Origin of the sequence: Paenibacillus sp. FSL H8-0260 (assembly GCF_045040625.1) — a bacterium.
Lineage (GTDB): Bacteria > Bacillota > Bacilli > Paenibacillales > Paenibacillaceae > Paenibacillus_AQ > Paenibacillus_AQ odorifer.
Genome location: NZ_CP150298.1, coordinates 2,042,001 through 2,057,582, shown reverse-complemented (window position 1 = coordinate 2,057,582; position 15,582 = coordinate 2,042,001). Strand labels below are relative to the sequence as shown.

5 protein-coding genes are annotated in these 15,582 nt (G+C 43.9%); 4 read left to right on the top strand and 1 reads right to left on the bottom strand.

The window, feature by feature from the left end:
* The first annotated feature begins 585 nt into the window (after positions 1-585).
* Complete coding sequence (locus tag MHI51_RS08745; protein ID WP_076277540.1) at positions 586-2,331, top strand: alpha-glycosidase; 1,746 nt, start codon at positions 586-588, stop codon at positions 2,329-2,331.
* A gap of 163 nt (positions 2,332-2,494) precedes the next feature.
* Here the strand turns inward: MHI51_RS08745 and MHI51_RS08740 are convergent, their stop codons facing one another.
* Entirely contained in the window at positions 2,495-10,255 is a 7,761-nt protein-coding gene (locus MHI51_RS08740; RefSeq protein WP_405173772.1) for a pullulanase, read from the bottom strand.
* A gap of 687 nt (positions 10,256-10,942) precedes the next feature.
* Between MHI51_RS08740 and MHI51_RS08735 the strand changes: the two genes are divergently transcribed.
* From MHI51_RS08735 to MHI51_RS08725, 3 genes are all read left to right on the top strand, one after another.
* Positions 10,943-11,989 carry a LacI family DNA-binding transcriptional regulator gene (locus MHI51_RS08735; protein WP_076218409.1) on the top strand — a complete coding sequence of 349 codons (1,047 nt, stop codon included), beginning with the start codon at positions 10,943-10,945 and terminating at the stop codon, positions 11,987-11,989.
* A gap of 222 nt (positions 11,990-12,211) precedes the next feature.
* Positions 12,212-12,868, top strand: a complete 657-nt coding sequence (pgmB, locus tag MHI51_RS08730; RefSeq protein WP_076218408.1) for a beta-phosphoglucomutase — start codon at positions 12,212-12,214, stop codon at positions 12,866-12,868.
* Between the two features lie 319 nt (positions 12,869-13,187).
* On the top strand, positions 13,188-15,506 hold the full coding sequence (locus tag MHI51_RS08725) for a glycoside hydrolase family 65 protein (RefSeq protein WP_405173771.1): 2,319 nt from the start codon (positions 13,188-13,190) through the stop codon (positions 15,504-15,506).
* Positions 15,507-15,582 lie beyond the last annotated feature (76 nt).

The following is a 15,582-nucleotide window of genomic DNA, read 5'->3' as shown; positions in this document are numbered from 1 at the left end:
GTGTTTATTATTGGAATATCTATTTTATTTGCCCCTAATATGCCACATTTTCTCTATTTCAAGAGATTTCTCATAAATTGCCCTTCACAATGCTCGTTTACTTTAGTGAAATTTAGTGCAATGGTTTGAACAAGAGTATTGAAAGCCCTTTTATTCCATGCTATAATCCAAAACGTTAAGAGGCTGTCCAGCATGAAGCACAACATCCCTTGTCTGCCTCCTGTTCTATATAATTAAAAGGCAATGTTACTTATCAAAGGTACAACCTCGGGCAAGCTACTTCGCGGTGGTTGTGCCTCTTTGTTATGTGCTACTCTGCTACTGATTTAGTGCATGTTGCATAAAAAACTGTGCAACCAATAACAATAGCGACATTCTACATTCCACGCGCTCTGTGGAGTATCGTCCGGGAATAGTTTATGCTTTCGAGAAAGTAACGCTAACAAAACTTAGCCTATGCTTTCGATGTGGTTTTGCCGAAGTATCCGGGGAAGTAACGCTAACAAAACTTAGCCTATGCTTTCGATGTGGTTTTGCCGAAGTATCCGAGGAAGTAGCGCTAACAAAACTTTAGGAGGATTTATCATGTTACTGGAAGCAGTGTATCATCGTCCGCGGTTAAATTGGTCTTATGCCTATAATGAAAGTACGATTCACCTGCGTCTACGCGCTAAAAAAGGGGATTTAACCGAAGTGTTCGCCTTTGCTGGAGATAAATATGCTTGGGATACCACAAAAGAGCTAATTCCCATGACCCTCTTCACCTCCGATGCTATGTTTGACTATTGGGAATGTGCTTCAGTACCTCTCTACCGCCGCTTGAAATACGGCTTCTTACTTCAAAAAGATAACGAACGAATTTGGATGACCGAAAGTGACTTTCAAACGGTGCGGCCGGAAAACCCAAACAAGCTGTTCGAATTCCCTTTCATTAACCGCGTTGATGTATTTGCTCCGCCTGCCTGGGTAAAGGACGCTGTTTTTTATCAGATCTTCCCAGAACGCTTTGCAAATGGCGACCCAAGCCTTGATCCGGAAAATGTTCAGCCATGGGGCTCCGAACCAACACCAACCAATTTTTTTGGCGGCGACCTGCAAGGGGTTATTGATCATTTAGATCATCTTAACGAGCTTGGGATCACTGCTATTTATTTCACACCTATCTTTGATGCAACTACTAATCACAAATACGATACAGAAGACTATATGAAAGTCGATCCGCATTTTGGAGATATTGAGACTTTAAAAAAGCTCGTCGATAGCTGCCATAAACGTGGGATTCGTGTCCTGCTAGATGCCGTATTCAATCATTCTGGCAAAACCTTTGCTCCTTTTGTAGATGTTCAAGAAAAAGGAGAGGCTTCCGCCTTTAAAGATTGGTTCCATATTCGTAAGTTTCCGCTTCAGATTGAAAACGGTGTCCCTACTTATGACACCTTTGCTTTTGAACCGCTAATGCCAAAGCTAAACACAGAACACCCTGAAGTTAAACAATACTTACTGAAAGTCGCAGAATACTGGATCAAAGAAGTCGGGATCGATGGCTGGCGTCTGGACGTTGCCAATGAAGTGGATCATGATTTCTGGCGGGAATTCCGCAAGGTGGTTAAACGTGCTAATCCTGAGGCCTACATATTGGGGGAAATCTGGCATGAATCTGCACCTTGGCTGGAAGGCGATAAATTTGATGCCGTTATGAACTATCCTTTCACTGACGCCGTCCTTGACTTTTTTGTGCATGGCACTCTTGATGCTGAAGGATTCGCCAATTCCATTGGTAAACAGTTATCACGCTACCCGCTGCAGGCTAGTGAAGTTGCTTTTAATCTGCTGGATAGCCACGATACTCCACGACTGCTTACGCTGGCTGCTGGAGACAAAAACAAGATGCGATTAGCGGCACTGTTCCAATTCACCTTTATGGGCACTCCCTGCATCTATTACGGTGACGAGATCGGCATGGACGGTGAAGGTGACCCTGGTTGCCGCAAATGCATGGAGTGGAACCCTGAAAAGCAGGATCGAGAGCTCTTCGAGTTCTATCGTCAGCTTATTAAAATACGCAATGACCACCCTGCTCTCCGCACAGGTACATTTACCTTCCTTGAGGCAGGACAACAAGGCAGCAAGCTAGCCTATGAGCGCCGGCTGGATCTGCAGACGATTGTGGTACTAATCAACAGTGAAGAGACCGCTCAGACCTTCCGTATTGACGTAGACGAGCGGGATTGGGAGAACTTGTTTACAGGCGAAACACTACGCACAGAACGTAGCAAGCTGAACGTGAAGATGCCAGCCTATGGATTCGCTATCCTAAAAGCAATCATCTAAAAGACTTCTTTTCTTCCCACTGCCCGGCCATACAGCATAACAAAAAAGGGTATCTCGCAAGCGATAATCGCTTCGGGATACCCTGTTTTCTTTTGGAGCATACTAAAATGCTAACCGCTGCTCAAACTAAGGGGTGCCAGAATTCAGCACACCTTAGTTTAGCCTACTTGCTCAGCAGCGTATAAATAACCTGTGCGCTTTCTGCGCGTGTCATCCATGCTTTTGGAGCGAATCGTTTGTTCTCTCGGCCTTGCAGGAGTCCTAAGTCTGCTGCAGTCTTCACATAGGCTTCCGCCCACTTGCTAATACTTGAAGCGTCAGTAAATGCCGTAGAGGCTGCTACAGGTTCAAGCTTCTTACCAGACTTCACTTCAAGTGCGCGGATCGCCATAACGGCCATTTCCTCACGGGTAATTGATGCATTCGGCGCAAAAATATTATTACTCCGTCCACTAACAATACCCAGCTTAGTAGCTGTGGCTACATATGAGGCATACCATGCATCTGACCTGATGTCAGTAAACAGGACCTGCCCTTCCGCTTTTAAGCCAAGTGCACGTACTAGTAGTGCTGTAAATTCCGCACGGCTAACATTACTTTTTGGATCAAACTCGGAGGTAGTAACCCCTGACACAATTTGTTTGGCGGCAAGTGATTGAATCGCCTTAAATGCCCAATAGGTTGCAGGAACATCTTTGAACGACTTATCGATTTCAAGCACAGCATACTTACTGAAGTGTGTGACTTGTGCCGTGATCACCTCTCCATTCAGCTGTCCTCCCACGTACTCTAACCCGCCATTATCACTTAAATAATAGATTCCGATTAAGTCTTTATTGAATTGCCCTTTAATCTTGAATGAGATCGTAATCGGCTCATCGAACTGCTTAATTACAATCCGAGTACCGTCTTTCATCAGCACGCTAAGTCTGAATTCAAATACATCGGAAAGAGAGCTACCATGAGCACTGTCTTTGTTTAAACCGTCTACTATGGCTTTCGCAGCAGACTGCGCCAGTGGGTTCAGTTCAAGCAAGATTTGGGCACCTACCCCATCAATACCTGAAGCTAAACTTGGCAATGTACTTAAAAGCTGGCTAGGGATAGTAACTAACAGATCTCCCATTTTAAATACAAGATCATTAGTTCCTAGTATTTGTGCAGCTTGTAAAGGTAAGCGTACCGCTGTCTTACCGGCAGCAACATCAATTTGCACCTTGCCTTCTTTACCATTCTTCAAGCTATCCTCATTCACAACCTGAGTATCCGCTGGCGGCGTAGGGCTAGGGTTAACAACAACTCCAGAGGTTGGTGCCGCTGTGGCTTCTGGCGTTGGTGTCACCTCAGGCGACGGTGTCACTTCTGGTGTCGGCGTTGGCGTCGACGATGGTGTCGGCGTCGGCGTTGGCGTCGATGTTGGTGTTGGTGTTGGCGTCGACGTTGGTGTCGGCGTTGGCGTCGACGATGGTGTCGGCGTTGGCGTCGGCGTTGGCGTCGGCGTTGGTGTCGGCGTTGGTGTCGGCGTCGGCGTTGGTGTCGGTATAACATCCGATACCTCCGCCAAAATAACCGTGCCTCCATCATCTCTGCCTGGCAGATCAATATTTACCTTTTGATCTTCGGAAACCATGTATGTTTTACCGCTGTATTCATCGGTTACCGATGAATTGGCAGCAAACGGTACTGGAATCGTTACAGAATTCCCACTAGTTTTAGTATTGATTACCGTCACTACGTTCTCATCTTCATAAGATTTGTTGAAAGCTAAATAACCTGAATCATCTGAACCTGCGAGCTTCGTGCGCGCACCTTTGGAATACACTTTGGAGTACTTCGCACGGATATTCAACAGCTTTTGATAATGGTCATGTAGTGGCTTCTCTGCCGTCAATTGATCCCAAGGCATATCCTTACGGTTCTCACTGAATTGACCTTCAGACATATTTCCAGCATTGCTTCCGGAATTCCCCAGTTCTTCTCCGTAGTATATTACCGGCTGTCCTTTGGCGGTAATTTGCAGAGCTGCAGCAATCTTCAGCTTGCCTTTATCGCCTCCCACATAATCAGACAAGAAACCATTCTCATCGTGACTGCTCAGGAATTGAGCCATCATCTTCGTATTGTCGATCTTTAATTCACGTTCCTGGAGATAAGCATCCACACTGTTTACCTTACCATTTGCAAAATCTCTGGCTGCATCTTTAAATCCAAAATCAAGCAGACCATCCATCTGGCTAGTTTCGAGCATTCCACCATTGTTATCAATGGTTCCACCGAAGTATTCGCCGGTCATTTTGAAGTTTGGATCAATCGCTGTCAGTGCATTTTTAAAGGCTTTCCAAGTCGTATCATCCACGTGCTTGACTGTATCCACACGGAAATAATCAATCGTGTCTCCACGTTCCGTACGTGCGTTGTCTAACCAGCCTGTTTGCCAAGCGATAATTTTTTCACGAACGGCTGGATCTTCCGTCTTGAAATCTGGCAGGAAAGCAAGCTCACCCTTAATTGGATCTGTATCTGCGGATACACCATCCGTGCGCAGCATCCCTTCGAAACGTGCTTTATCCTCAGCTGTAATTGTCGGATAGGTATCCTCAGCTTTCAGACCGTAACCCGTATGATTGAGTACAACGTCAACCATGATCTTGATCCCTTTGTCATGCGCCTTTTCGATTAGCTCCTTGAAGGTTGCCATATCGCCAAGATGCTCGTCGAGCTTGGTAAAATCTTTTGCCCAATACCCATGGTATCCATATTGTTCGCTGCCAAAGTCAACGCCTTTGTTAAAATCAATATTATCTACGATTGGCGTGATCCATAACGTGTTAATTCCTAGCTCTTGCAAATAATCGAGATTGTCGATCATCCCCCGGAAATCTCCACCATGATAAGCTTCCAGATGATCTTTATTTACATTCTCATTATTCGTTGGGTCACCGTCTTTAAACCGGTCTGTAAGCGCGAAATAAATCCGGGCCTCATCCCAATCAAAATCCAGCTTATCCCCTGTATAGGTTCTTGCCTTTACCTCAAGTGTAGCCTTTTCCTTATGTGCATTGCCGTATTGGTCTACGAGCGTAATCGGAATATCCTTGATGCCCGCTGACACCGTGTCTTTCACAGCAACCGTTTGTTTCAAGAGTTCCGTATCCAGCTTAACTTTGCTAGGTCCTCCAAGATTGGTTAAATCCATATATGCTTCAGAGTAAGTTACTTCTTCCGAAGAGGAAGCGTTGATGCTTACAACAGCATTCTGATTGGATGTGACTGCCTCTGGACTTACGGATGCCGTAATCGTAACGACAGGTTGATGATAATCAATAACAGATTCATCATTCACCGTATTCTTTGGATCTGTAATTTCGGTAGTGACGCCATCTTTAGTAATCAAGAAAGTATATTTATACATACCTTCTTTTAAATCAGCCAGTGTATAAGTGAACCACTCGTTAGCCGGATCATAGATCATTGGATACGAAGTGCCGTTCACTTTTACTTTAGCAGCTGTTATTGCGTCCATATTTCCATTACGGAACAAAGCGTCGTCGCGGTATCTGAAAGTAATCGTTCCATCTTTTAAAATAGGGCCGCTAATACTTGGTTTGATATCAAGCTCTTTAACCATACTGGTTACATATACCTTAGTGAACGGTTCACCAGGGGTCAACGGTATGACACGATCGTCCGGGTAGTCTTGTTTTCCCGTGTTCCAATCCGTACCTTTGCGCAGGACAAATCCAACGCTTGTTGCATTCTCCGCAACCTCAATCAGAACGCTCGCTGTGCCATTCTTAAAGGTTGTGAAATCAATCTGGTCATTTTTAGCTCCGGTGTTCCAAACCCAGATATTCCAATCCTTATAGTCCTTATCGCTACGGGTATAAGTGAATTGAACATATCGTTTGTCAGTAACTTTAACGGTGACGGTTGTGGAAACACCCTCATAAGAGATGGTAAGGGTTGCCGTTCCTAGCCCAACCGCTTTGACTAGACCTTTATCAGTTACTGTAGCCACTTCAGGATTATTGAAGAGGTAAGTAGCCTTCTTAGTAACATTACTTCTGCTATTGTCATCATATTTCGCAAAAACAGCGGTTTGATGCGTATTGCCTGCTGCCAGCGTGTAGCTTGCACTATCTGTTTCCAAAGAGGTAAGCGTAACTGGAGCAGCTTCCTTTTGAATAATCACAGCCGTCAAAGGCTCTAATGTAATTGAATTTGCTGTCAAAATAAAACCTGTCTGCTGCGCAGCCGGTATCGCTGTAACACCAGCTTCATCGTTGTCCACAAGCACTTGACCACCCGTCAAATCCTCAGATAAGGTCAGCTTTCTAGTTGTGCTGTCACCATTCATGAAGACATAATAGATGCCAGTACCATCTGTTGCTTTGTTGGAATAACCGATGACAAGATCGTTATCCTTCATTTCTGGAGCAGGGATCAGGTTAATGTTAGAGTCAACCAAATCCTTATCGCCCAATCGGAAGGCATCCGTTGATTTTCTTAGCTCCATCAGACCCGACGTATATTTTCTTGTCGTGTTCTGTACTGGGAACTTAGATTCATCCGTTGCTTTGGTCCAATCAAACATGTTAACTGCATCCGATGAATCGTAAGAATCATGAATGAAATAGCCAAACGATTGGTTGTTATTGTCGAACATCTCTGTGAATTTATCTTCAGGATCCGTTGTGCCCTTCCACTGCTTAGTCCGCCCATATTCCTGACCGGCATGGATGAAGGCTGTACCTTGAGAAGTTAATACGAGCATATTTCCTAATCTGATCCGCTGCTGAATTTCAAGCTCATTCTCAGCAATATCCGGATCCTTCTTGATCGATTGTGCTATGACATCATGAAGTGTCAGATTATCATGAGCTTCGATATATGGGACGATATCACCCGGATCATCTGCTGGTGTATTCGAAGGTTGAGCTTTGATATTGTCCAGGATTGTAGCGATCGGACGTGCTCCACCGGTAATAAATCTAGGCTGACCTTCGGAACCATAACCAGACTTCAATTCATTACGGAATTCATCGGAGAAAACACCGACACTATCCGTTTTGTCCATCCAATCCTGATCTGCACCTTGCCCAGCGAGAGAAGGATCAGCCGCAGCGCCGCCGAATGTTCTCCAGCCTTCACCAATAAAGAGTGCCTTCGGATTCACTGCTGCCGCGGCATCATAAGCATGCTGAACAGCATCAGCTGTCGCATCGCCCATCATATCCCAGCGCATTCCATCGATCTTATACTCTTCAAACCAGTATTTTACCGAATCAACCATCAGCTTCTCAGCCATTTTATGGTTGGTGGCTAAATTGTTGCCGAACCCCCCGATAAAGTTGCCGTTTGCATCTTGGAAGGCATAATAATTAGGTACGATGTCGTTTAAAAATTCTTTTTTAGCCATGTGAGTATACACTACGTCCAGAACGACACCCATTCCAGCTTCATGCACGGCATCAATCAAACCTTTTAATTCTTTAATCCGCTCTTCTGGATCGGCAGGATTCTGTGAATAAGCCCCGTCCGGAGAGAAATAGCTGTGAGGATCATACCCCCAGTTGTATTCATTGTTTTTTGCGGAATACTCTGGCTCTCTAGTCCCCATCTTCGTCTCATCCCCGTAATACCAAGCCATCACAGGAAGCAACTGAACATGCGTTACACCAAGAGATTTAATATAATCAAGTTTCTTTTCAAAAGCGCTATAAGAACCCCATCTTTCCCCACTCAGACTATCCTCGATCGATACATCTGATGTAAAATCTCTCACGTGGACTTCGTAGATGATGGCGTCCTCACGTTTTTCGTAGCCTTTTATATCAGCATACCCAAAGGTATCAGGGTTCGTCTGGCTTAAATCAACGATAGCCGCTTTGCCCACTGTATCCCCGCCGGCACCAGCAGCACCTGTGGTATCCACAGTGAATACCGCCATTGATTTAGCATAAGGATCAAGGACCTTATGGGTTACACCGTCATTCGTTACTTCGTATTGATAAAAGAAGCCCCTTACATCTGTTGCCGTTGTGCCTGTCAAATCAGCTGGCTTCAGCTGGACTGACCAAACCCCTTGCTCGCCGAGTGTTAAAGCAACACTACCCACTTGCACGTTAGAGTCATTCTTATCGTAAAGATTTACAACGACTCCGCTTGCTTTAGGTGCCCATAATTTCAATGTGGCTGTTTTGTCAGCATTATACGTAGCTCCAAGATCGTCTCCTGTATAATTGTACATTTCATCAAGCATTCTCCAGCCACTTGCGGCGGAGACTGTTTTACCTGAATAGGTAACGCTAAGCGGAACTTTTTCCAAATCAAAAGCTTCTGTATCCACTTCGATTGAAGTTTTGCTTGTAAGGGTTACAGCAGAAATCGGGACTGCAGCACCCTCTTTATCCTTAACTGTAATTGCTGACTTTAAGGCTGCTGGATCCAAACCGTCAGTCAGTGTGAAGCCGAGAAGGATTTTGCTCGTCGACAACACCTCTGCGGATACTAAGCCAATTGGTGTCTCTCCAAACGGAGAAACATAAACATTGTTGTCTCCTTCTTTAACCCATAGCTGATTGTATCGATCCAGCAGGCTAAAGGTTTTATTGTCACCGTCCTTATCACCGTTCGAAGGTTTCATCACAATAAAGCCAATTTTCTTCGCGTTCTCAATAAGCGGAACATCAACATATGCACCATAACGATCTGTTTGATCTGCCACAAAAGGAGTGGCACCAGACGGCCAATTTTCGGATGGGGCTACGACGTCATCCCACAGCCACAGTCCGTATTGATCATGATTTGTATCAGCTCTGGTATAGTGAATTCGCACTGTATTAGGAGCAAGTGCAACTGGTTCATACGGTGTTACATCATTTGACCCTTGCTTGATCCAAATTTCATTCGTCTCAGGCGTGTTAATGGCAAAGAGTTTATCGCCTTCATCCTTAGCCTGAGTGACTCGGTTTACCACAAGGAACGAAATTTTCTTGGCCCCATCCTTCACTGGCACGTCAACATAAGCACCATAAGAATCGATTTGCCCTTCAGGAAATGAAGTTGCACCTGTTGGCCAATTTGCCGAAGGGGATTGAACATCATCCCATGTCCATAATCCCTGATTCTCATAGTCACCAGCTGTCCGATTGTAGTGAATACGGATGTGTCCAGCCGGAACAGGGGTAACCTCAACAGGTTCAGAAGGAATTTTATATTCAGCTGTCACACTGCCATCCAGTGGATTAAATTTAAAGGTAACCGGCAGATCGGAAGGAAGACTCAGATTATTAGCAGTTTCGGGATACAATTGATCCCCGGCTTCACCGTCTCCTGGAACAGAAACTTGGTAGGTGTAATCTCCCTTAGGAAGGGTAGCCACCGTACTGTAAACATCATCAAAATCAGGATCAGATAATGTGGTAAGTGCTTCTGCCGGCAGGTTTCCTGTCAATCTTGGTAATTTAGCGGAAGCAATCGGTGTGTAATACGTGGAATCGGCTATTTTATGAGTTAAGTCATTATAATAAAAGGTCACGGCAGTCTCTGTTTCTAGCTTGATATGGATATTCTCCCCATCATTGCTCCCCTGAGGATTGGTGTAACTTGTGAATCCATAATTCTCATCCCATAAATCATTTAGAGTAACCTTGTAGTTATATTCTCCTGCTGGCAGAGTGCCTGTAAAAGAATATAGGCCATTATCTGAATAGGTCATTTGGGTAACTACCGATGTCTCATCCCAATCCTTACCCGGCGTTTCCGCATCTGTCGATGTAAATTTAGACTGCAGATCCCCGACCAACACAACCTTCGTCGTTGCTGCTGTAACATTAACAGGATGTAGTCCAAGACCAGAGAACACGAGAGCAATGATCATAAAGATCGCAAATGCCCTCTTCCCCCATAAACTTATTTTCATTTTTGCAAAACCTCCCATAATTATGAATTCCTTTTTGCAAGCGGATACATGATTTTACAAACCCCACCAATTTATGAGATTATAAATCATGCGAATTCCTTCTGAAGGTGAAGAAGGTCTATATGTAGGGCTCGTCAAGCCAATTCAACGCTGTCACCATCCTTCTATCAAAGTAAAAGCTTGATACATCATGTCGAAATTAGTGCAATCGTTTGCAAAAAGCTATGCACAAACACTAGTCCATAAAACCCGATCGTTAGTGCAACTGATTACGACCTAAAAATACCCAATGAAAACGCTTGCTGTATTTTGATTTACATACTAATGCCGAATTTACGGTATTGTCAACCAGTATTTTCTAAAATAAAAGCTCAATTTAAAGCCGCAATAAAAACGAAACTTGTTCTTCCCTTCCTTTCAGCTAAGTTCTTGCATCCTTTAAGCCATACGTTTGCATTCAGCGAATGCTCTTTTCACAAAATTCAGACCGCATTTATACATATTAAGATCAAAATTCCCGAATCATTCATACTTTTTTGGTGAAAAGCAACAATATTGCATTGAAATTTCTTGTGTTCCTTCCAAAAGTAGCAATTTCCTCCTTTTGAATGACTTTATCTATTTACAATTTAGAACTCTTAGATTAATATTACTGTGTAAAGCAAACGGTTCCATAAGGAGGTTTCAATGACAGTTACCATTAAGGATGTGGCCAAGAAAGCGGGAGTATCTCCCTCCACGGTATCCCGGGTATTGTCCAACCATCCCAGAATCAGCCTGGAAACTTCCCGCAAAGTTAAAGCTATTATGGAGGATATGGGCTATACCCCTAACATGATGGCTAAGAGCTTGGTGTCGAAAACTACTAACAGCATCTGCTTCAGTCTTCCTAAACCTGCTGAAGAGCTGTTCTCTAATCTATTTTTTATGGAATTAATTCGCGGGATCGTTACACAAGCCAGCCGTTCCGGTTATGATGTGCTGATAAGCTCCGGAGCGAACGAGAAAGAAGAACTGGAAGCCGTTTCACGACTTCTGAAGGGTCGCCGTGTTGACGGCGTTATTCTGCTTTACTCTCGTACGGATGATGCCGTTATTGATTTTCTAGAGAGCAACGATTATCCATTCGTGCTTGTTGGCCGGAGTGATAAATATGAGAATATTTTATCAGTCGATAATGATAATGTGATGGCAGCATATGATGCTACGAACCACCTCATTTCCATGGGGCATAAACGTATTGGCTTCGTAAGTGGACCACCTAATCTAATCGTTTCTCGTGACCGTCTCGCCGGATATCGTAAAGCATTGCAGAATAGCGGTTTAGAAATGCGGGATGAATGGATTGTAGAGGGTGAATTTCTACAGGATAGCGGCTATAGAGCGATGTCCTTTTTCATGAATTTGCCGAATCGACCCACTGCGCTGGTAGCGGTGGATGACATGGTATCGTTCGGAATTTTGCGCGGGTTGAATGAACTGAAATACAAGGTTCCAGACGATCTCGCCATTGTAAGCTTTAACAATATTCCATTATCTGAATTATCTAGTCCTCCGATCAGCAGTATTGATATAGGAATTTATCATCTTGGCTACACCGCATCACAAGTACTTATCCAAAATATCAAGAGTCCGGATAACGGTTCAGGTCATACCAACCGATTTGTCATTCCCCATCGTCTGATCGTGAGAGAGTCATCCATGCACGCTCAGGCAAAGCATAAAACCGAATGAATAAGTGAAGCGTTTAATCGCTTCATTTATTTTTTGAAAATCTGTACAAACGTTTGCGCTAAATCATACAATACTTAATGATCCAGTTCTTTATGGGTGATTTCTAGGATCTTAGGTTAGGATAAACTTACACATCTTAATCAAAGTTTAAACGGTTTAATAAGATTCTAATACGGCATCCGCTGGATCACGACGCTGTCAAAACTTTTAGGAGGTACTACAATGTCGGAAATTAAAGCCTGCTTGTTCGACTTGGACGGAGTAATCGTCGATACAGCCAAATACCATTATATCGCTTGGAAAGAGCTTGCAGATGGACTGGGGTTTCTTTTCACAGAACAAGATAACGAACGCCTTAAGGGAGTCAGCAGAACGGCTTCACTAAATATTTTGCTGGAAATCGGTGGACTAACGATTGCTGAAGAAGAGAAAGCTAAGCTTGCGGAACAGAAAAATAATCGTTATGTCGAATATATTGCGAAAATGGACAGTTCTGAGATTCTGCCAGGTGCGCTTGATTTCCTAAAAGAGTGCCGTACGAATGGCATCAAAGTCGCTCTCGGTTCTGCCAGTAAAAACGCTATGACGATCTTGAATAATACCGGATTAACCCCTTACTTTGATGCAATCATCGATGGAACTCATACTAGTGCTGCTAAACCAGATCCGGAAGTGTTCCTGTTAGGAGCCAAAGCACTGGATGCCGCACCTGAACATTGTGTAGTCTTCGAAGATGCGGAAGCGGGAATTGAGGCTGCTACCCGGGCCGGTATGTTCAGTATTGGCATTGGTTCGCCGGAAACCCTCAGTGCAGCGAATATTGTGGTTCCATCGCTCGCTCATATGAGTGTGTCCATGCTCAAAGAATCTTTTGCATAAATATAGTGAACATAATGAACTCAAATAGTACTGATTTGAGTTGTTATGGACATTCCTACCAGAGATTAAATGAACTAATAATTAATCGTTAACTTTCTGGTGATGAAGTGACGGAGAGGAATTTTGAAACTGTAGAAGCATAGCGTTCGCCTTTATAATCAGATTTCATCTGCAAAATGTGGTTTAAATATAGAAATCTGATTATAACAGCGATCGAAAGTCCAAAGATTCATCGCAGTCACTTTTATATCACCGGAAGTTTAACAAAAGATTTGTTCATTTTATATATCCCCCTAACATATTTAAAGGAGCGGTTATCGTGAAACAATATTTAACAATTGATGAATGGTCCATTATTGAGGAATCCTTTGATCCACAGACGCAAGAAATTTCTGAAAGCGTATTTAGTCTTGGTAACGGATTTATGGGTGGCCGGGCCAATTTCGAAGAGCAATATAGCGGCAACAGCCTGCAAGGCAGCTACATGGCGGGCGTCTACTACCCTGACAAAACACGTGTCGGCTGGTGGAAAAACGGCTATCCTGAATATTTTGCCAAAGTACTTAACAGCACGAACTGGATCGGTATCAACATTGATATCGAGGGTACCCCCCTTGATCTGGCAAAGTGCACCGTTTCCGAATTCCGCCGTGTACTTAATATGAAAGAAGGAACGCTCTCCCGTAGCTTCACTGCCACTCTCGAAGATGGTAAGGAAGTTAAAGTAGAAAGTATCCGGTTCGTAAGCATGACTCGTCAAGAAATCGGCGCGATTCGCTATTCCATCATTCCTGTTAATTTCTCAGGCAAGATTACGATTACTCCTTATCTTGATGGTGATGTGAAGAACAAGGATTCCAACTATGACGAGAAATTCTGGAATGAAGTTGAGAAACAAGCGGGACCTGATCATGGACATCTCACTCTTAAGACTAAGAAACTCGACTTCCATGTCACCTCTGCTATGGCTTTTGATATCCTTGTCAATGGTGAGAAGGTAACTGCCGAAGCAGAAGCGATCGAACAAGAGAAATATGTAGCCTGCAAACTGGACGTAACCGCACAAGCGGGCAATCAAATCGTCATTTATAAATATGTAGCCAATGTTACTTCTCGGAATCACGGTCTGGGACAATTGGTCGACGCCGCCCAAACTGCTCTGCAAGCTGCTAAGGAAGCCGGATTTGTAACTCTTTTGACCGAACAAATTGAAGCTTGGAGAGAAAAATGGAAAGAAAGCGACATCATCATTGAAGGTGACGTTTCGGCTCAGCAAGCGATTCGCTTTAATATTTTCCAACTCAATCAAACCTATAATGGTGAAGATGACCGCCTGAACATTGGCCCGAAAGGTTTTACCGGTGAAAAATACGGCGGCAGCACTTACTGGGATACAGAGGCGTATTGCGTTCCCTTCTATCTCAGTACGGCGGACTCCTCCATTGCCCGCAATTTGTTGATCTACCGTTACAAGCACTTAGAGAAAGCTAAAGAAAATGCCCGTAAGCTTGGATTCAAAAAAGGTGCGCTATACCCAATGGTTACGATGAACGGTGAAGAATGCCACAACGAGTGGGAAATTACATTTGAAGAAATTCACCGGAATGGTGCCATTGCCTACGCCATTTACAACTATGTGAACTACACCGGAGACAAAGCTTATCTGGGACAATATGGCCTTGAGGTTCTCGTGGAAATCTCCCGCTTCTGGGAAGAACGTGTTCACTATGCATCACGCAAAGAGAAATACGTAATGCTCGGCGTAACGGGCCCGAATGAATATGAGAATAACGTTAATAATAACTGGTATACGAACCGTATGGCTTCGTGGACTATGGAATATACCATGGAAGCACTGGCATACTTGCAAGAAAATGAGCCTACTCGTTATGCTGAGCTAGTTGACAAACTAGGGCTGCAAGAGAGCGAAACTACAAAATGGAAAGACATCATTGCTAAGATGTATTATCCTGCGGATGAAGAGCTGGGTATCTTCTTACAACAAGATGGCTTCCTGGACAAAGAGATCATTCAAGTCAAAGATCTGGAACGTGAGCATCTGCCACTTAACCAAAAATGGTCATGGGACCGTATCCTGCGTTCTTGCTTCATTAAACAAGCAGACGTTCTGCAGGGATTATATTTCCTGGGTGACCGTTACGATCTCGATACCAAAAAACGTAACTTCGACTTTTATGAACCGATCACTGTTCATGAGTCCTCCCTTTCCCCTTGTATCCACTCCATTCTAGCCAGTGAGCTGGGATATAAGGATAAGGCCTATGAAATGTACTTGCGTACTTCAAGACTGGATCTTGATAACTATAACAATGATACAGAAGACGGCTTGCACAGCACTAGCATGGCTGGTACTTGGATGTCAATCGTACATGGTTTCGGCGGACTCCGCGTGCATGACGGCAGACTGACACTAAGCCCATCTAACCCAGGTCACTGGACCGCTTACTCTTTTAAAATCATGTTCCGCGGCTCCCGTCTGAAAGTAAGCGTTACGGATGCACAAGTTACTGTTACGAATGAAACTGATATCCCTGCTTCTATTACTATCTACGACAAAGAATATACCGTAAACGGACTAAGCAGCATCACTGCTGATAGCAATTCCGTCACAGTATAAAACTTACACCCAAGAGACCCTTGAAGCTTAATGCTTTTGGGGTCTCTTTATTTTTTAGGAAGATAACTTATATAAG

What these genes read in the sequence shown, in the direction of transcription:
- MHI51_RS08745 (WP_076277540.1), top strand. Translation starts at nt 586, where the DNA reads ATGTTACTGGAAGCAGTGTATCATCGTCCGCGGTTAAATTGGTCTTAT.
- MHI51_RS08740 (WP_405173772.1), bottom strand. Translation starts at nt 10,255, where the DNA reads ATGAAAATAAGTTTATGGGGGAAGAGGGCATTTGCGATCTTTATGATC.
- MHI51_RS08735 (WP_076218409.1), top strand. Translation starts at nt 10,943, where the DNA reads ATGACAGTTACCATTAAGGATGTGGCCAAGAAAGCGGGAGTATCTCCC.
- pgmB (WP_076218408.1), top strand. Translation starts at nt 12,212, where the DNA reads ATGTCGGAAATTAAAGCCTGCTTGTTCGACTTGGACGGAGTAATCGTC.